The 19,613-nt window shown below is 63.5% G+C and carries 14 protein-coding genes, 1 tRNA gene and 1 pseudogene; 1 reads left to right on the forward strand and 15 read right to left on the reverse strand.

The window, feature by feature from the left end; all coding sequences use genetic code 11:
- From K6V06_RS20295 to recQ, 5 genes are all read right to left on the reverse strand, one after another.
- Positions 1–125, reverse strand: a 125-nt coding sequence (locus K6V06_RS20295; protein ID WP_233472879.1) for a GTP-binding protein, incomplete at its 3' end; no start/stop codon positions are given.
- A gap of 80 nt (positions 126–205) precedes the next feature.
- Positions 206–2,314: an elongation factor G gene (gene fusA, locus K6V06_RS20300; RefSeq protein WP_222245945.1), complete on the reverse strand. Its 2,109-nt coding sequence runs from the start codon at positions 2,312–2,314 to the stop codon at positions 206–208.
- A gap of 117 nt (positions 2,315–2,431) precedes the next feature.
- Positions 2,432–2,902, reverse strand: a complete 471-nt coding sequence (gene rpsG, locus K6V06_RS20305) for a 30S ribosomal protein S7 (RefSeq protein WP_006576502.1) — start codon at positions 2,900–2,902, stop codon at positions 2,432–2,434.
- A gap of 212 nt (positions 2,903–3,114) precedes the next feature.
- Positions 3,115–3,492, reverse strand: coding sequence for a 30S ribosomal protein S12 (gene rpsL, locus K6V06_RS20310; protein WP_010810460.1), 378 nt, complete (start codon positions 3,490–3,492; stop codon positions 3,115–3,117).
- Between the two features lie 403 nt (positions 3,493–3,895).
- Complete coding sequence (gene recQ / locus K6V06_RS20315) at positions 3,896–5,743, reverse strand: DNA helicase RecQ (RefSeq protein WP_222245946.1); 1,848 nt, start codon at positions 5,741–5,743, stop codon at positions 3,896–3,898.
- Positions 5,744–6,087: 344 nt separating this feature from the next.
- Here recQ and K6V06_RS20320 point away from each other — a divergent pair, with 344 nt between their 5' ends.
- Positions 6,088–6,594 carry a hypothetical protein gene (locus K6V06_RS20320; protein ID WP_222245947.1) on the forward strand — a complete coding sequence of 169 codons (507 nt, stop codon included), beginning with the start codon at positions 6,088–6,090 and terminating at the stop codon, positions 6,592–6,594.
- Between the two features lie 137 nt (positions 6,595–6,731).
- Here K6V06_RS20320 and rpoC read toward each other — a convergent pair whose 3' ends face one another.
- From rpoC to K6V06_RS20370, 10 genes and pseudogenes are all read right to left on the reverse strand, one after another.
- Complete coding sequence (rpoC, locus tag K6V06_RS20325; RefSeq protein WP_222245948.1) at positions 6,732–10,985, reverse strand: DNA-directed RNA polymerase subunit beta'; 4,254 nt, start codon at positions 10,983–10,985, stop codon at positions 6,732–6,734.
- A gap of 109 nt (positions 10,986–11,094) precedes the next feature.
- Positions 11,095–15,201: a DNA-directed RNA polymerase subunit beta gene (gene rpoB / locus K6V06_RS20330; RefSeq protein WP_222245949.1), complete on the reverse strand. Its 4,107-nt coding sequence runs from the start codon at positions 15,199–15,201 to the stop codon at positions 11,095–11,097.
- A 412-nt stretch (positions 15,202–15,613) separates the two neighbouring features.
- Entirely contained in the window at positions 15,614–15,991 is a 378-nt protein-coding gene (gene rplL, locus K6V06_RS20335; RefSeq protein ID WP_222245950.1) for a 50S ribosomal protein L7/L12, read from the reverse strand.
- Between the two features lie 58 nt (positions 15,992–16,049).
- Complete coding sequence (gene rplJ / locus K6V06_RS20340) at positions 16,050–16,568, reverse strand: 50S ribosomal protein L10 (RefSeq protein ID WP_023264956.1); 519 nt, start codon at positions 16,566–16,568, stop codon at positions 16,050–16,052.
- 393 nt (positions 16,569–16,961) lie between these two features.
- A complete protein-coding gene (gene rplA / locus K6V06_RS20345) occupies positions 16,962–17,657 on the reverse strand; it encodes a 50S ribosomal protein L1 (RefSeq protein WP_222245951.1) in 696 nt (231 codons plus the stop codon).
- Positions 17,658–18,089 carry a 50S ribosomal protein L11 gene (gene rplK, locus K6V06_RS20350; protein ID WP_222245952.1) on the reverse strand — a complete coding sequence of 144 codons (432 nt, stop codon included), beginning with the start codon at positions 18,087–18,089 and terminating at the stop codon, positions 17,658–17,660.
- Positions 18,090–18,258: 169 nt separating this feature from the next.
- A complete protein-coding gene (gene nusG, locus K6V06_RS20355; protein WP_222245953.1) occupies positions 18,259–18,843 on the reverse strand; it encodes a transcription termination/antitermination protein NusG in 585 nt (194 codons plus the stop codon).
- A 10-nt stretch (positions 18,844–18,853) separates the two neighbouring features.
- Positions 18,854–19,234 (reverse strand): preprotein translocase subunit SecE, encoded by a 381-nt coding sequence (secE, locus tag K6V06_RS20360; protein WP_222245954.1) that lies wholly within the window; start codon positions 19,232–19,234, stop codon positions 18,854–18,856.
- Positions 19,235–19,292: 58 nt separating this feature from the next.
- Positions 19,293–19,368: transfer RNA gene (locus tag K6V06_RS20365), tRNA-Trp, on the reverse strand.
- Positions 19,369–19,452: 84 nt separating this feature from the next.
- A pseudogene (locus K6V06_RS20370) lies at positions 19,453–19,613 on the reverse strand (elongation factor Tu); the annotation flags it as partial.

Raw genomic sequence — 19,613 nt, forward strand, 5'->3', positions numbered from 1 at the left:
CCGCCGAACTTCGCTGCCAGCACGGTCGCGATCGCTGCCGTCAGCGTCGTCTTGCCGTGGTCAACGTGACCAATCGTACCAACGTTCACGTGCGGCTTAGTCCGCTCGAACTTTTCCTTTGCCATTTTTCAGCTCCTAATGGAATGCAGTCTTGTCGATTCATCACGCCGCCGCGCCCTCGCGGGTGCGGCGGCATATAGCCTGTTTACTTGCCCTTGGCCGCCATCACTGCTTCGGCGATGTTCTTCGGTGCCTCGGCGTAGTGCTTGAATTCCATGGTGTAGGTGGCGCGGCCTTGGGTGGCCGAGCGCAGCGCGGTCGAATAACCGAACATTTCCGACAGCGGGACTTCGGCCTTGATGATCTTGCCGCCGCCCACCATGTCGTCCATGCCCTGCACGATGCCGCGGCGGGACGACAGGTCGCCCATCACGGTACCGGTGTAGTCTTCCGGCGTTTCCACTTCCACGGCCATCATCGGCTCGAGCAGGACCGGGCTGGCCTTGCGCATGGCTTCCTTGAAAGCCATCGAACCGGCCATGCGGAACGCGTTTTCGTTCGAGTCCACGTCGTGGTACGAACCGAACGTCAGCGTGACCTTCACGTCCACCACCGGGAAGCCCGCCAGGATACCGGACTGCAGCGTGTCGACGATACCCTTCTCGACTGCCGGGATGTATTCGCGAGGAATCACACCGCCCTTGATGGCGTCGATGAATTCGAAGCCCTTGCCCGGCTCCTGCGGTTCCAGCGTGATCACGGCGTGACCGTACTGGCCGCGGCCGCCCGACTGCTTGACGAACTTGCCTTCGACGTCCTCGGCCTTCTTGCGGATGGTTTCGCGGTAAGCCACCTGCGGCGCGCCGATGTTGGCTTCCACGCCGAATTCGCGCTTCATGCGGTCGACCAGAATTTCGAGGTGGAGCTCGCCCATGCCCGAAATGATGGTCTGGCCCGATTCTTCATCGGTACGCACGCGGAACGACGGATCTTCGGCGGCCAGGCGGTTCAGGGCGATGCCCATCTTTTCCTGGTCGGCCTTGGTCTTCGGCTCGACCGCCTGCGAGATCACCGGCTCCGGGAACACCATGCGCTCGAGCACGATCGGTGCCGCCGGGTCGCACAGCGTGTCGCCCGTGGTGGCATCCTTCAGGCCCACCGCGGCGGCGATGTCGCCAGCCAGCACTTCCTTGATTTCTTCGCGCTGGTTGGCGTGCATCTGCAGAATACGGCCCAGACGCTCCTTCTTCTGCTTCACCGGGTTGTACACGGTGTCGCCCGAATTGACCTTGCCCGAGTAGACGCGGAAGAAGATCAGCTGGCCGACGAACGGGTCGGTCATGATCTTGAACGCCAGCGCCGAGAACTTCTCGTTGTCGTCGGCCTTGCGCTCCAGCTTCTTCTCGTCGTCGCGTTCGTCCACGCCCTTGACCGGCGGAATATCCACCGGCGACGGCAGGAAGTCGATCACGGCGTCGAGCATGCGCTGCACGCCCTTGTTCTTGAACGCGGTGCCGCACAGCATCGGCTGGATTTCGCCGGCGATGGTACGGTCACGCAGCGCCTTGACGATCTCTGCGCGGGTCAGCTCTTCGCCGCCCAGGTACTTTTCCATCAGCTCTTCGCTGGCTTCGGCGGCGGACTCGACCATCTTCTCGCGCCATTCGTCAGCGGTCGCCTGCAGCTCGGCCGGGATGTCCTTGTATTCGAACTTCACGCCCTGGCTGGCTTCGTCCCAGATGATCGCCTTCATTTCCAGCAGGTCGATCACGCCCTGGAAGTTGTCTTCCGCGCCGATCGGCACCACCACGGGCACCGGGTTGGCCTTCAGGCGGGTCTTCAGCTGGTCGTAGACCTTGAAGAAGTTGGCGCCGGTACGGTCCATCTTGTTGACGAACGCCAGACGCGGCACGCCGTACTTGTTGGCCTGACGCCAGACGGTTTCCGACTGCGGCTGCACGCCACCCACGGCGCAGTACACCATGCAGGCGCCGTCCAGCACGCGCATGGAACGCTCCACCTCGATGGTGAAGTCCACGTGGCCCGGGGTGTCGATGATGTTGAAGCGGTGCTCGGGGTAGTTGCCGGCCATGCCCTTCCAGAAGGCGGTGGTGGCAGCGGAGGTGATGGTAATACCACGCTCCTGTTCCTGCTCCATCCAGTCCATCGTGGCGGCGCCGTCGTGCACTTCACCGATCTTGTGGTTCACACCGGTGTAGAACAGGATGCGCTCGGTGGTGGTGGTTTTACCCGCGTCAATGTGAGCCGAGATACCGATATTGCGGTACCGCTCAATGGGAGTCTTACGAGCCACTTTAATCCTCTAAATCGTCCGTGGGACGCCCGCGCTCTACGCCGCGCCCCTAACACAAACGGGCGAGATGTGTAAAAACACAGCCCGCCCGGCAACCAACCGCGTTTCCCGCGCGCTTTAGAAGCGGAAGTGCGAGAACGCCTTGTTGGCTTCGGCCATGCGGTGCACTTCGTCGCGCTTCTTCATCGCGCCACCACGGCCTTCCGCAGCCTCGAGCAGTTCGCCAGCCAGGCGCAGCGCCATCGACTTCTCGCTACGCTTCTTCGCGGCCTCGCGCAACCAACGCATCGCCAATGCCAAACGACGCGACGGACGCACTTCGACCGGAACCTGATAGTTGGCGCCACCCACGCGGCGGCTCTTCACTTCCACCACCGGCTTCACGTTGTTGATGGCAACGGAGAACACTTCGATGGGGGCCTTGCCTGCCTTCTTTTCGATCTGGTCGAACGCGCCGTACACGATGCGCTCGGCAACCGACTTCTTGCCATCCAGCATCAGCACGTTCATGAACTTGGCAACTTCGACGTTACCGAACTTCGGATCAGGCAGAATTTCCCGCTTGGGGACTTCACGACGACGTGGCATCTTCTTTCCTTTGGATTCAGTTGAGTGCGGATGCTTCTTCCGCCCTCTGGCCACCAACTAGCTTGCTCTTCAAGTCAGCAAATTCGCCGGGTGGACCACTTACTCGACGGCACGGCGCAGAAAGTGCTCCGTTGTACCGCCGCTTCTTGACAGCAACATGACGCGTCGCGTCACCCGCCATCCCTTGTTTCTCAGCTCGCGCCAGCGGCCAATCAGGCAGCCTTCGGACGCTTCGCGCCGTACTTCGAACGCGCTTGCTTCCGGTCCTTGACGCCCTGCAGGTCCAGCGAGCCACGGACGATGTGGTAACGCACACCCGGCAAGTCCTTCACACGGCCGCCGCGGATCAGCACGACCGAGTGTTCCTGCAGGTTGTGGCCTTCACCGCCGATATACGAAATGACTTCGAAACCGTTGGTCAGGCGCACCTTGGCAACCTTACGCAGTGCCGAGTTCGGCTTCTTCGGCGTCGTGGTGTACACACGGGTGCACACGCCACGGCGCTGGGGGCAGTTCTCAAGCGCCGGGCTCTTGCTCTTGACGACTTCAGAGACACGCGGCTTGCGAACCAGTTGGTTGATAGTTGGCATTGTTCAATCCAGCTTGGTTTTACAAAAAACACCATTCCGATACGAGGGTATCGGTCCGGCACGACGGGTTTTGGGCGGGAGCGGTGAGCAGAACGCTCTGGAGACGGGACTGTGTGAACTACCAGACGGGCCAAAGAGCGCGAGCTCGCCGGGATCCCGCTGTCCTGGCAGGCCGGCCAGCGTGACCATGCACCTGACTGCCTGTCGGCGCCTCGTCTGGGCAGGGTGCCTGCAAACGACGCGCGAGCGAAATCCGAAGCCAAAAACTCGAATCCGGCATGCTAGCAGCGACAGGCAACCCGGTCAAGTCCTGTATACGTCCCCGGCACCGCGCGTTGTTGCAGGACAGCATGGAGCGGCCTGGGCGGCGGCCGGGCGACCTGCCGACCGTTTGCGATCGGGCTCAGGCCTGGCGCAACGTCTCCAGCAACTCCTCGCCATAGCGCTCCAGCTTGGCGGCGCCGATACCCGGCACCTCCGCCAGCGCCTCCATCGAGTCCGGCGCGCTGCGGGCCAGTTCGGCCAGCGTTGCGTCGTGGAAGATCACATAGGCCGGCACGCCGTGCTCGCGCGCGGTGGCGCTGCGCCAGCGGCGCAACGCTTCCCAGTTGGCCAGCGCGGCCTCGTCCATCTGCGCGGTGTGGTCGGTGCGGGTCCCCTTGCCACTGGCGCGCTCCCCGCGCGCCGGCTTGCTGACCTGGCGGCGCAGCGTGATCTGCTGCTCCCCCTTGAGCACCGCCCGGGCCGATTCCCCCAGCAGCAGGGCGCCATGCCCGCCGTGATCGATGGTCAGCAGCCCATGCGCGATCAGCTGGCGGAAGATGGCGTGCCACTCGCTGACGGAGCGGTCTGCGCCGATGCCGAAGGTCGACACCTTGTCGTGCCCCCACTGCCGGATCTTCTCGCTGGCATTGCCGCGCAGCACATCGATCAGATGGGTCGCACCGAAGTGGATCCGGCTCGCCTGCGCCGTACGGTACACGCAGGACAGCGCCATTTGCGCCTCGCGCGTGCCGTCCCAGGTCGCCGGCGGCTCCAGGCAGGTATCGCAGTTGCCGCAGGGCTGGCTCTGTTCGTCGAAGTAGGCAAGGATACGCACGCGGCGGCAGCCGGCGGTTTCGCACAGCCCCAGCAGCGCGTCCAGCTTCGAGGACGAAACGCGCTTGTGCGCCTCGTCGGCATCCGATTCGTCGATCATGCGTTTCTGCTGCACGACGTCGCCCAGGCCGTACGCCATCCAGGCGTTGGCCGGCAGTCCGTCGCGGCCGGCGCGTCCCGTCTCCTGGTAATACCCCTCCATGCTCTTGGGTAGATCCAGGTGGGCGACGAAGCGGACATCCGGCTTGTCGATGCCCATGCCAAAGGCGATGGTGGCGACCATCACCAGCCCTTCCTCGTCGCGGAAGCGCGCCTGGTGCTGCTGGCGGACGGCCGCATCCATGCCCGCGTGATACGGCAGCGCGTTGATGCCGTGTCCGCGCAGCCATTCGGCGGTCTCCTCGACCTTCCTGCGCGACAGGCAATAGACAATGCCGCTGTCATGCGTGCCGTCGCCCGCCATGTGCTCGGCCTTGATGAACGCCAGCAGCTGCTGCCGCGCATTGTCCTTCTCGACGATGCGGTAGCGGATATTGGGGCGATCGAAACTGGACAGGAAGACGCGGGCATCGTCCAGCGCGAGACGCTCGACGATCTCCTGGCGCGTCAACGCATCGGCGGTGGCCGTCAAGGCAATGCGCGGCACATCCGGGAAGCGCTCGTGCAGCACCGACAGCTGGATGTACTCGGGCCGGAAGTCGTGCCCCCACTGCGAGACGCAATGCGCCTCGTCGATGGCGAACAGGCCGACTGGCGCACGGCCGAGCAGGTCCTGGAAGCGAGGCGTCATCAGCCGCTCGGGAGCGACGTAGAGGATGTCGATGCGGCCGGCGAGCAGATCGCGCTCGACCGCGCTCGCCTCGCTGCCGGACAGCGTGGAATTGAGCACCGCCGCGCGCACCCCGGCCTCTGTCAGCGCGGCGACCTGGTCCTGCATCAGCGCAATCAGAGGGGACACCACGATGCCAGCCCCGTGCCCTTGCTGCCGGCGCATCAGCGCCGGAATCTGGTAGCACAGCGACTTGCCGCCGCCGGTCGGCATCAGCACCAGGCAATCGCCGCCCTCGGCCACGTGCTCGATGATCTCGGCCTGACGGCCGCGGAAGGCGTGATAGCCGAAGACATCCTTGAGGACGTTCAACGCTTGGGACATGGCGTACAGCGGGACTGACGAAACGGTCAGGGTAACGGCGAAGGCGTAACCATACCATTGGACGGCCCCCCGCTCGCGGCCGGATTCGCGCTGGCGCGAGCGGTCACGCCCAGCACGGCATGCGCGCCAGCAACATCAGGCGTTGCCCTTAGCACAGCCACGTCGGTCGAATTGTCGGAAACAGGCGGTCACTTGCGGTCAAGTATGAGCGCCGTTCCAAAAGCCAAACTTCACTTCATAAAGCGTAAGACACCGCGCCCCGCAGTGCCCAATATCTGGTCCACGCACCAAGCGCGGAACCAGGAACCGGCGGCTTCAGCCGGCTCCATGACTGGAGTCTTTTCATGAGCGTTTCACCCATCTCTCATCATCACCATGTCGCCCCAGCCGCGCCGCAGGCCGCTTCGGCTGGCGAGGAAGAGCGCGTCGCCGACGCTGCACGGACGGCGCACGGCCAGCCCGGCCAACTGGACCTGCTGCACGCAGCGAAGCGATACCGCGAGCTGGCCGCGGAACTGGCCAGGCGTTCCCAGGACAGTGGCAACTACGAGCGCGTCACCCTGACCGACTCGGAGATCAAGTCGCTGGCGGACGCCGGTGTGCCGATCGATCGCTTCCTGAAGGAGTATGGGCAGAAGCTGGGCTCTCGCGAATGCATCGCGCTCTCGGACCTGGTCCTGCGTACGCTGGAGAAGCAGGGCTCGGCGCAGGCGGACGGTGTCACGCTGGCGGCAATGCCCGAGCGCTTGCCCTTCGTTCCCACGGACATCAGCTGGATGCAGGACCTCAAGGACAAAGTGAACCAGCTGCAGGTGCCGCAGGTTCGGCTGCCCCTGAAGCCATATATCTGACCGGCGGCAGCGTCCGGCCGGACCAAAAAAAAGCCCGGAGCGATGTCTCGCTCCGGGCTTCGTCTACAACCAGATTGCAGCGCTCCTGCTATCGCTGGAGCGCTGCCTGGAGGTCTACCGGACTATTCCGGACTGCCTCACACCGCCGGCGTGTCGTCACCGTTCTCGGTCGTCGTGGCATGCACCTCCGACGGCTCCATGAACAGCGACTGCTCTTCCTCGGTGATCGCCAGCGCCCGTTCGCGCTCGGCCGCCTCGCGCGCCTTGCGGGCACGGTGGTAGGCCAGGCCGGTACCGGCCGGGATCAGACGACCCACGATCACGTTTTCCTTCAGACCACGCAGGTCGTCGGTCTTGCCCATGATCGCGGCCTCGGTCAGCACGCGCGTCGTTTCCTGGAACGATGCCGCCGAGATGAAGCTGTCGGTCGACAGCGACGCCTTGGTAATACCGAGCAGCAGGTTCTCGTGCATGGCCGGACGCTTGCCTTCCGCGATCACGCGGTCGTTCTCGTCCAGCAGCTCCGAGCGCTCCACCTGTTCACCCGGGATGAACTTGGTGTCGCCGACCTCGACGATCTGCACGCGGCGCAGCATCTGACGCACGATCACTTCGATGTGCTTGTCGTTGATCTTCACGCCCTGCAGACGGTACACGTCCTGCACTTCGTCGACGATGTAGTGCGCCAGCTCCTCGATGCCCTTCAGGCGCAGGATGTCGTGCGGGTCCGCCGGACCTTCCACGATCATCTCGCCCTTGTTCACCACCTGACCGTCGTGGACCAGCACCTGCTTTTCCTTGGCGATCAGGAACTCGTGCGCATTGCCGTCGAGATCGGTGATGACCAGGCGCTGCTTGCCCTTGGTGTCCTTGCCGAACGACACGGTACCGGTGACTTCCGCCAGCACGGCGGCGTCCTTCGGCGAACGCGCTTCGAACAGCTCGGCCACACGCGGCAGACCACCGGTAATGTCGCGGGTCTTCTGCGACTCGGTCGGGATACGCGCCAGCACTTCACCGACATGCACCTGCTGACCGTCCTTCACGGTGATCAGCGCGCCGACCTGGAAGCCGATGGTCACGGAGTGATCCGTGCCCGGAATCTTGACTTCCTGGCCATTGGCGTCGAGCAGCTTCACCTGCGGGCGCAGGCCCTTGGTGGCAGCCGTACGGCGCTTGGCATCGATCACGACCAGCGTCGACAGACCCGTCACCTCGTCCATCTGCTTGGCAACGGTCACGCCTTCCTCGACGTTCTCGAACTTGATCGTGCCCGAGTACTCGGAGACGATCGGTCGAGTCAGCGCGTCCCAGGTGGCCAGTTGCGTGCCAGCCTTGATCGCCTGACCGTCCTGCACCAGCAGCGTGGCGCCGTACGGGATCTTGTGGCGCTCGCGCTCGCGGCCGTGGTCATCGGTGATCAGCACCTCGCCCGAACGCGAGATGACGATCAGCTCGCCCTTGGCGTTGGTCACGTAACGCATCGTCGCGGTGAAGCGGACCGTACCGGTCGCCTTCGCTTCGACGCTCGAGGCCACTGCCGCACGCGATGCCGCACCACCGATGTGGAACGTCCGCATGGTCAGCTGCGTACCCGGCTCGCCAATCGACTGCGCCGCGATCACGCCGACCGCTTCGCCCGAGTTGACCAGCGTGCCACGGCCCAGATCGCGGCCATAGCACTTGGCGCACAGGCCGTAGCGCGTGTCGCACGACAGCGGGGTGCGGACCTTGACTTCGTCCACGCCGATGTTGTCGATCAGCTCGACCAGGTCTTCGTCCAGCAGCGTGCCAGCCTCGATCGCGGTTTCCTGCGTCTCGGGGTTGACTACGTCGGAGACCGTCACGCGGCCCAGGATACGGTCGCGCAGCGCCTCGATGACTTCACCGCCCTCGACCAGCGCCTTCATTGCCACGCCGTTGCTGGTGCCGCAATCGTCCTCGACCACCACCAGATCCTGCGTCACGTCGACCAGACGACGGGTCAGGTAACCCGAGTTCGCGGTCTTCAGTGCCGTATCGGCCAGGCCCTTACGCGCGCCGTGGGTCGAAATGAAGTACTGCAGAACGTTCAGGCCTTCGCGGAAGTTCGCGGTAATCGGCGTCTCGATGATCGAGCCATCCGGCTTGGCCATCAGGCCGCGCATACCGGCCAGCTGACGGATCTGCGCCGCGGAACCCCGTGCACCCGAGTCGGCCATCATGTAGATGGAGTTGAACGACTCCTGCTTGACGGTGTTGCCGTTGCGATCGACCACGTCCTCGTGTTGCAGCTGCTCCATCATCGCCTTGCCCACCTGGTCGCCAGCGGCGCCCCAGATGTCGACGACGTTGTTGTAGCGCTCCTGGTCCGTCACCAGACCCGACATGTACTGCTTGTCGTATTCCTTCACCTTGGCCGCGGCCTCGGCGATGATCTTCTCCTTCTGCGGCGGCACCAGCATGTCGTCGATGGCGATCGAGATACCGGCGCGCGTGGCCAGGCGGAAACCCGACTGCAGCAGCTTGTCGGCGAAGATCACGGTCTCGCGCAGACCGCACTTGCGGAACGCGGTGTTGATCAGGCGCGAGATTTCCTTCTTCTTCAGCGGCTTGTTCAGCACCGAGAACGGCAGGCCCTTGGGCAGGATCTCCGACAGGATCGCACGGCCAACCGTGGTGTCCTGCAGGGTGATCTTCGGCGCGAAGCGTGCATCGCCTTCGGCGTCCTTGTCGACCAGTTCGTACTCGGTGATCCGCACGTTCACGCGGGAAGCCAGCTCGACTTCCTTGTTCTCGTAGGCGCGAATCACTTCGCCGACGTCGGCGAAGGTCATGCCTTCACCCTTGCCGTTGATCTTGTCGCGGGTCGTGTAGTACAGACCCAGCACCACGTCTTGCGACGGCACGATCGACGGATCGCCGTTGGCCGGGAACAGGACGTTGTTCGACGCCAGCATCAGCGTGCGCGCTTCCATCTGCGCTTCCAGCGACAGCGGAACGTGAACGGCCATCTGGTCGCCGTCGAAGTCGGCGTTGAAGGCGGCGCAGACCAGCGGATGCAGCTGGATTGCCTTGCCTTCGATCAGCACCGGCTCGAACGCCTGGATGCCCAGGCGGTGCAGCGTCGGCGCGCGGTTCAGCATCACCGGGTGCTCGCGGATCACCTCTTCGAGGATGTCCCACACCACCGGGGTCTGGCTTTCCACTTCCTTCTTCGCCGCCTTGATGGTGGTGGCGATGCCCATCGTTTCCAGCTTGTGGAAGATGAAGGGCTTGAACAGCTCCAGCGCCATCAGCTTGGGCAGGCCGCACTGATGCAGCTTCAGCGTCGGGCCGACCACGATGACCGAACGGCCCGAGTAGTCGACGCGCTTGCCCAGCAGGTTCTGACGGAAACGGCCGCCCTTGCCCTTGATCATTTCGGCGAGCGACTTCAGCGGACGCTTGTTGGCGCCGGTCATCGCCTTGCCGCGACGGCCGTTGTCCAGCAGCGAGTCCACCGCTTCCTGCAGCATGCGCTTTTCGTTGCGCACGATGATCTCCGGCGCCTTCAGCTCGAGCAGACGCTTCAGACGGTTGTTCCGGTTGATCACGCGGCGATACAGGTCGTTCAGGTCCGAGGTCGCGAAACGACCGCCGTCCAGCGGCACCAGCGGACGCAGCTCGGGCGGCAGCACCGGCAGCACTTCGAGGATCATCCACTCGGGCTTGATGCCCGAACGCTGGAAGGCCTCGAGCACCTTCAGGCGCTTGGCGTACTTCTTGATCTTGGCTTCGGAACCGGTGGCCTGCAGCTCGGCGCGGATCTGTTCGATCTGCTTCTCGATGTCGATGCCGCGCAGCAGCTCACGGATGCCCTCGGCACCCATCATGGCCACGAATTCGCCCTCGCCGTACTCGTCGCACTTCGCGAGGTAGTCGTCTTCCGACATGATCTGGCTCTTCTTGAGCGGGGTCATGCCGGGTTCGATCACCACGAATGCTTCGAAATACAGCACGCGCTCGATGTCGCGCAGCGTCATGTCCAGGACCATGCCCAGACGCGACGGCAGCGACTTCAGGAACCAGATGTGCGCGGTCGGCGCGGCCAGTTCGATGTGGCCCATGCGCTCGCGGCGCACCTTGGCCAGCGTCACTTCAACGCCGCACTTCTCGCAGATCACGCCACGGTGCTTCAGGCGCTTGTACTTGCCGCACAGGCACTCGTAGTCCTTGATCGGGCCGAAGATCTTCGCGCAGAACAGCCCATCCCGCTCCGGCTTGAAGGTGCGGTAGTTGATCGTTTCCGGCTTCTTCACTTCGCCGTACGACCAGGAACGGATCTTCTCGGGCGAGGCCAGTCCGATCTTGATCGCGTCGAACTGCTCTTCCTGCTGTACCTGCTTAAAGAGATCGAGCAATGCTTTCATTGCAACTCCTTGTATCGCCAGTGGCACCGTGCTCCGGGCCACCGGCATTCATCCTGTGGGAATTCCTTCGCTGGCGGGAGGGCGCTCGCCCTCCCGTACCGTCCTGCGATCAGTAGCGATCCAGGTCGATGTCGATACCCAGCGAACGGATTTCCTTCACCAGCACGTTGAACGACTCCGGCATGCCGGCATCGATCGAGTGCTCGCCCTTGACGATGTTCTCGTACACCTTGGTACGACCGTTCACGTCATCGGACTTCACCGTCAGCATTTCCTGCAGCACGTACGACGCGCCATACGCTTCCAGTGCCCACACTTCCATCTCGCCGAAACGCTGGCCGCCGAACTGCGCCTTGCCGCCCAGCGGTTGCTGCGTGACCAGCGAGTACGGGCCGGTGGAGCGCGCGTGCATCTTGTCGTCGACCAGGTGGTGCAGCTTCAGCATGTGCATCACACCCAGCGTGACCGGACGCTCGAACGCCTCGCCAGTGCGGCCGTCGTACAGCGTGACCTGCTGCTTGGACGCCGTCAGGCCCTTCTCCTTCGCGATCTCGTCCGGGTAGGCCAGATCCAGCATGCGCTTGATCTCCTGCTCGTGCGCGCCGTCGAACACCGGCGTCGCGAAGGGCACGCCCTTCTTCAGGTTGTTGGCCAGCTCCAGCACTTCCGCGTCCGACAGGCTTTCCAGGTCTTCCGGCTTGCCGCTCTCGTTGTAGATCTGAGCAAGCAGGCCGCGCAGTTCCTGCGCCTTGGCCTGCGCCTTCAGCATGTCGCCGATGCGCTGGCCCAGACCGCGAGCGGCCCAGCCCAGGTGCGTTTCCAGGATCTGACCGACGTTCATCCGCGACGGCACGCCCAGCGGGTTCAGCACGATGTCGGCCGGGGTACCGTCCGCCATGTACGGCATGTCTTCGATCGGCACGATCTTCGACACCACACCCTTGTTACCGTGACGGCCTGCCATCTTGTCGCCAGGCTGCAGGCGGCGCTTGACGGCCAGGTACACCTTGACCATCTTGATCACGCCCGGGGGCAGCTCGTCGCCCTGGGTCAGCTTCTTGCGCTTCTCTTCGAAGGCCAGGTCGAACTCGTGACGCTTCTGCTCGATCGCTTCCTTGACGGCTTCGAGCTGGGCAGCCACTTCCTCGTCGGCCGGACGGATGTCGAACCAGTGGTACTTGTCCAGATCGTCCAGGTACTCCTTGGTCAGCGTCGCGCCCTTGGACAGCTTCTTCGGACCGCCGTTGACGGCCTTGCCGATCAGCAGACGTTCCAGACGCTGGAAGGCGTCGCCTTCCACGATACGCAGCTGGTCGTTCAGGTCCAGGCGGTAGCGCTTCAGCTCGTCATCGATGATCGACTGGGCGCGCTTGTCGCGCGTCACGCCTTCGCGGGTGAAGACCTGCACGTCGATCACGATGCCGCTCATGCCCGAAGGCACGCGCAGCGAGGTGTCCTTCACGTCCGACGCCTTCTCGCCGAAGATCGCGCGCAGCAGCTTCTCTTCCGGCGTCAGCTGGGTCTCGCCCTTGGGCGTGACCTTGCCGACCAGCACGTCGCCAGCCTCGACCTCGGCACCGATATAGGTGATGCCGGACTCGTCCAGACGGGCCAGTTGCGCTTCGGCCAGGTTCGAGATGTCGCGGGTGATTTCCTCCGGTCCCAGCTTGGTGTCGCGCGCGACGACCGACAGCTCCTCGATGTGGATCGAGGTGTAGCGGTCTTCGGCAACCACACGCTCCGAGATCAGGATCGAATCCTCGAAGTTGTAGCCGTTCCAGGGCATGAACGCGACCAGCATGTTCTGGCCGAGCGCGAGCTCGCCCAGGTCGGTCGAGGCGCCATCCGCGATCACGTCGCCACGGGCAACGATATCGCCGACCTTCACCATCGGACGCTGGTTGATGTTCGTGTTCTGGTTCGAACGCGTGTACTTGATCAGGTTGTAGATGTCCACGCCGACTTCGCCGGCCACGGCTTCGTCGTCGTTGACACGGATCACCACACGGTTGGCATCGACGTAGTCCACCACGCCGCCACGGGTTGCCTGCACGGCGGTACCCGAGTCGACCGCGACGGTGCGCTCGATGCCGGTACCGACCAGCGGCTTGTCCGGACGCAGGCAAGGCACCGCCTGACGCTGCATGTTCGCGCCCATCAGTGCACGGTTCGCGTCATCGTGCTCCAGGAACGGCACCAGCGATGCCGCCGCGGAGACGATCTGCGACGGCGCCACGTCGATGTACTGCACGCGGTCCGGCGTGACCATCCGGGTTTCACGCTCGCTGCCTTCACGGGCCGAAACCAGCTCGTCGACCAGGTTGCCCTCGGCGTCGACGGTCGCGTTGGCCTGCGCCACCACGTACTTGCCTTCCTCGATCGCGGACAGGTAGTCGACCTGGTCGGTCAGCTTGCCGTTCTCGACCTTGCGGTACGGCGTTTCCAGGAAGCCGTACTCGTTCAGGCGGGCGTACAGTGCCAGCGAGTTGATCAGACCGATGTTCGGACCTTCCGGCGTTTCGATCGGGCACACGCGGCCATAGTGGGTCGGGTGCACGTCACGGACTTCAAAGCCGGCGCGCTCGCGCGTCAGACCGCCCGGGCCCAGTGCGGAGACACGGCGCTTGTGCGTGATCTCGGACAGCGGGTTGGTCTGGTCCATGAACTGCGACAGCTGCGACGAACCGAAGAACTCGCGAATCGCCGACGAGATCGGCTTCGAGTTGATCAGGTCGTGCGGCATCAGGTTCTCGGTCTCGGCCTGGCCCAGACGCTCCTTGACGGCGCGCTCGACGCGCGACAGGCCGGCGCGGAACTGGTTTTCGGCCAGTTCGCCGACACAGCGCACGCGACGGTTGCCCAGGTGATCGATATCGTCGACCTCGCCCTTGCCGTTGCGCAGGTTGACCAGGATCTTGATGGTCTCGAGGATGTCCTCGTCCTGCAGCACCATGCTGCCTTCACCGCTCGGGCGGCCCAGGCGGCTGTTGACCTTCATCCGGCCAACGCGCGACAGGTCGTACGATTCCTCGCTGTAGAACAGGCGCTGGAACAGCGCTTCCACGGCGTCCTCGGTGGGTGGCTCGCCCGGGCGCATCATCCGGTAGATCGCGATACGGGCAGCGGTCTGGTCGGCGGTGTCGTCCACGCGCAGGGTCTGCGAGATGTACGGACCCTGGTCCAGATCGTTGGTGTACAGCGTCTGGATCTGCTTCACGCCGGCGTCGCGCAGCGACTCCAGCAGCGTCTCGGTCAGCTCGTCGTTGGCGTTGGCGATCACCTCGCCGGTATCCGGATCGATGATGTTCTTGGCCAGCACGCGGCCCAGCAGATAATCCTCGGGCACGCTGATCAGCTTGGTGCCGGCGGACTCAAGATCCCGGATGTGCTTGGCGTTGATACGCTTGTCCTTCTCGACCACGACACGGCCGTTCTTGTCGGCGATGTCGAAGCGAGCGACTTCACCGCGCAGGCGCTCCGGCACGAACTCGAGCTGCGCGCCTTCCGACTGCAGCGTGAAGTTGTCGAACACGAAGAAGTGCGCGAGGATCTGTTCCGGGGTCAGGCCGATCGACTTCAGCAGGATCGTCACCGGCATCTTGCGGCGGCGGTCGACGCGGAAGTACAGGATGTCCTTCGGGTCGAACTCGAAGTCGAGCCACGAACCGCGGTAGGGGATGATCCGCGCCGAGAACAGCAGCTTGCCCGAGCTGTGCGTCTTGCCCTTGTCGTGCTCGAAGAACACGCCCGGGGAACGGTGCAGCTGCGAGACGATCACACGCTCGGTGCCGTTGATCACGAACGAGCCGGTCGACGTCATGAGCGGGATTTCGCCCATGTAGACTTCCTGCTCCTTGACTTCCTTGACCTTGCCCGGGTTCTCGCGATCGTTGATGATCAGGCGGACCTTGGCGCGCAGTGCCGAGTGGAAAGTCAGGCCACGCTGTTGACATTCCTTGACGTCGAACGGCGGGTTGGACAGGTGGTACGAAACGAACTCCATACGGGCGAGCCCGTTATGGGAGACGATGGGGAAAATTGCGTTGAAGGCCGCTTGCAGACCTTCGGTCTTGCGACGCGCGGGTGGCGTATCCGCTTGCAAGAACTGGGTGTACGATTCGATCTGGGTGGCTAGCAGGAATGGAACCTGGTGAACCGTCGCGCGCTTCGCAAAGCTTTTGCGAATGCGCTTCTTTTCGGTGAAGCTGTACGCCATGGGATCTCCGAATCATCGCAGGGCTGGCTGAACCGGGGCCGGCGCCTGAGGTGTTCAGCGACTGGGAGGGGATTTGGCGGTTGGCCGCTACCAACCTCTGGCTGACGGTGCCCGCACGCTTCGAACCGGCGCACATCATCCTTGCACGCACCGGTCCGGGGGACACCCGACCAAACTTGTCTTCTGCAGTCGGTTCAGAAGACAAACATCAGCAACCGTGTAGTGTGCCACTGATGTTTGGCCTCTGCAGGGACGGGTCCAAAACGGCTCCGTCAAGTGGACCTAAATCCACATTCCTGCACTCCGAGGGGTCTTGATAACACATTCCTCAGAAGCGCAAAAAGGCTGGCGCCGGGATTTTCGCCCTTTGCCAGCCCCAGTTGCGTGCCGGGTAACGGCACGCGGGTACCACTTACTTGACTTCGACCTTCGCGCCGGCGTCTTCCAGCTTCTTCTTGGCCTCGTCGGCAGCAGCCTTGTCCACGCCTTCCTTGACGGGCTTCGGTGCGCCATCGACCAGGTCCTTGGCTTCCTTCAGGCCCAGGCCGGTGATTTCGCGAACGGCCTTGATCACGCCAACCTTGTTTGCGCCGACTTCGGCCAGGATGACGTTGAACTCGGTCTTCTCTTCAGCAGCAGCAGCACCGCCACCAGCGCCCGGAGCGGCGGCAACAGCCATCGCAGCGGCGGACACGCCAAACTTCTCTTCGAACGCCTTGACCAGGTCGTTCAGTTCCATCACGGACATCGAGCCAACGGCTTCGAGGATGTCGTCTTTGGTGATTGCCATTTGGAAATACTCCTAGATTTGATTCGGGATTCGGTATTGCGATCGGTTCGAGCCGAACTTAGGCTGCGGCGCCTTCTTCGGCGGGCGCACCCTCGCTCTTCTTCTCGGCCAGCGCGGCCAGCAGGCGGGCAAAGCCCGACACCGGCGCTTGCATGACGCCAAGCAGCTGAGCAATCAGTTGGTCGCGGCTCGGGATCGAAGCCAGCGCCTTGACGGCGTTGACGTCGAGAACCTTGCCGTCGAACGAGCCTGCGCGCAGGACCAGCTTGTCGTTGGTCTTGGCGAAGTCGTTCAGAACCTTGGCCGAGGCCACTGCATCTTCGGAAATCCCGTAGATCAGCGGGCCGGTCAATTGCTCCGCGAGCGCGGCAAACGGCGTACCTTCCACGGCGCGGCGGGCCAGCGTGTTCTTCAGAACGCGCAGGTAGACGCCTTGCTCGCGGGCGGTGGCACGCAGCTTGGTCAGATCGCCAACCGTGATGCCGCGATATTCGGCGACGACGATGGTCTGAGCTTTGGCGACTTGCGCCGACACCTCAGCAACGACGGCCTTCTTATCTTCAATATTGAGTGGCACGGTTAAGCTCCAAAACGATGCTTGCATTGCCTCTCGGCGCTGCTTGCATCAGTCCAAACGAACGGCGTCCGATTGGCCCGAATCACCCGGGGATCCCCCCGGACCATTCAACCCTTCGGGTTCGCCATCTGCGCTGGTCGACGGACAGCGGCACGATCCTGCCTTGCCACCTTCGCCAATTAAGACCATCCCCGCGAACGAGGCATGGCCACCAGCGGTCTTTGATAACCAGCGCTGCCACGGTCAAAGCCGATGACAGCACTGCCCAAAGCCTGTTTTCCGCCCCGGCCGCCGGCTGAAAGCCAGGCTACCGGGCGGGAACCGCGGCGTGCGCGGTTCGAATCCTTGCATTGACCGGCGTTATCGGGTTCCGGTCAACGGTTGCCGCGGCGCTTAGGCCGACAGCGAGGTCTGGTCGACGCGAACGCCTACGCCCATGGTGGACGACACGGCGATCTTGCGCAGGTACACACCCTTGCTGGTGGCCGGCTTGGCCTTGACCAGCGCGTCAATCAGCGCCGACAGGTTGCTCTTCAGCGCGGTGTCTTCGAACGAACGGCGGCCGATGGTCGCGTGGATGATACCGGCCTTGTCGACACGGAACTGAACCTGACCAGCCTTGGCGTTCTTGACAGCCTGGGCGACGTCCGGGGTCACGGTGCCAACCTTCGGGTTCGGCATCAGGCCACGCGGGCCCAGGATCTGACCCAGCGTACCGACGATACGCATCGTGTCCGGCGAGGCGATCACGACGTCGAAGTTCAGGTTACCGGCCTTGACTTGCTCGGCCAGGTCTTCCATGCCGACCACGTCGGCGCCAGCGGCCTTGGCGGCCTCGGCCTTGTCGCCCTGGGCGAACACGGCCACGCGCACGCTCTTGCCGGTACCGGCAGGCAGGACCACCGAACCACGCACCACCTGGTCCGACTTCTTCGCGTCGATGCCCAGCTGGACCGCAACGTCGATCGACTCGTCGAACTTGGCCGAGGCGCAGCTCTTCACCAGGCCCAGCGCTTCGTCGATCGGATAGAACTTGGTGCGCTCGATCTTGGCCTTGTTGGCCGCGACACGCTTCGAAACCTTAGCCATTTACAGACCCTCCACGGTAATGCCCATCGAGCGAGCCGAGCCCGCGATCGTGCGCACGGCTGCGTCCAGATCGGCAGCGGTCAGATCGGCGTTCTTGGCCTTGGCGATTTCCTCGGCTTGCGCGCGGGTGATCTTGCCAACCTTGTCGGTATGCGGCTTTGCCGAACCCTTGGTGATGCCAGCTGCCTTCTTGATCAGCACGGTCGCCGGGGGCGACTTCATCACGAAGGTGAAGCTCTTGTCGGCGAAGGCGGTGATCACGACAGGCACCGGCAGACCCGGTTCCATGCCCTGCGTTGCCGCGTTGAACGCCTTGCAGAACTCCATGATGTTCAGACCGCGCTGACCCAGTGCGGGGCCGACGGGCGGGGAGGGATTTGCTTTACCAGCCGGAATTTGCAGCTTGATAAAGCCAACGATCTTCTTGGCCATCTCTACTCCAATCCGGATCGTCCCTGAAGGGGATCGATCCTGTTGAGTCGTAACGCGCTATCGCCGTGCCCGAAGGCAGCCGGCCTCACGCTCCTCTTGTGCCCCCGGATGTAACCGGAGAGCGTCGCCTGTCCGTGCCGATGCGCGGACAGACGGGTACTGCAAATCGTCAGACCTTCTCGACCTGGCCGAACTCCAGTTCGACCGGCGTCGCACGACCGAAGATGGTCACCGAGACGCGCAGACGCGACTTCTCGTAGTTGACCTCTTCGACATTGCCGTTGAAGTCGGTGAACGGACCGTCCTTGACGCGCACCATCTCGCCCACTTCGAACAGCGTCTTGGGACGCGGCTTCTCGACGCCTTCCTGCATCTGCGTCATGATCTTGTCGACTTCCTTCTGGGAAATCGGACTCGGGCGATTGCGCGCGCCGCCGACGAAGCCAGTGACCTTGCTGGTGTTCTTCACCAGGTGCCAGGTCTCGTCGGTCATCTCCATTTCCACGAGCACATAGCCCGGGAAAAAGCGCCGCTCGGTCACCGAGCGCTGACCGCCCTTCATTTCGATCACTTCTTCGGACGGGACCAGGATCCGGCCGAACTTGTCCTGCATCTCGGCGCGCTCGATGCGTTCCTGCAGCGCGCGCTGTACGCTCTTCTCCATGCCGGAGTAAGCGTGAACCACGTACCAGCGCTTCTTCGACGAAGCCGGCTGCGTAGCGCCCGGTTCTTGCTGCTGTGCGTCGTCCGTCATGTCTTACCCCTTATTTCCAGCCAAGCACGAGGGAGAACACCACCCACTCGATCAGCTTGTCGGCAGACCACAGGAACAGCGCCATCACGACGACGAACACGAACACCAGGCCCGTCATCTGTCCGGCTTCCCTGCGGGTCGGCCATACGACCTTGCGGACTTCCCGGTACGACTCCCTGGCGAACCCGATGAACTCCTTGCCCGGCGCGGACACCAGGGCAACGACGATGCCCAGCGCGATGCCGGCGATCAGCGCGGCGCCCCGGACGTAGCCGGGCTGCTGCGCCAGAGCATAGAAACCGATCACGCCGGCCACGACCAGCAGCACGGCCACGCCCAGCATCCACTTGCCGCTGGAGGCGTTGACGGTTTCAACGTTCGGATTGGCCATGTTTCGCAAACGAGACTAAGCCGCGTCGCGATTGGTCCCGCGACGCGGCTGATTGAATTGGCAGGGGCAGAGGGAATCGAACCCCCAACCTTCGGTTTTGGAGACCGACGCTCTGCCAGTTGAGCTATACCCCTAAAACAACTGTGGGGTCGGCTGGCGCCAACCCCGTCTGGCGACGAACGCGGCAGGTTGGGACCGCGTTCGTTGTTCCCGAATGATTAGTCCAGGATCTTGGCGACGACGCCGGCGCCGACGGTACGGCCACCTTCGCGGATAGCGAAGCGCAGGCCTTCTTCCATGGCGATCGGGGCGATCAGCTTGACGGTGATCGACACGTTGTCACCCGGCATGACCATTTCCTTGTCCTTCGGCAGCTCGA

The sequence above is a fragment of the Cupriavidus sp. AU9028 genome (assembly GCF_019795295.1).
Classification (GTDB): Bacteria; Pseudomonadota; Gammaproteobacteria; order Burkholderiales; family Burkholderiaceae; genus Cupriavidus.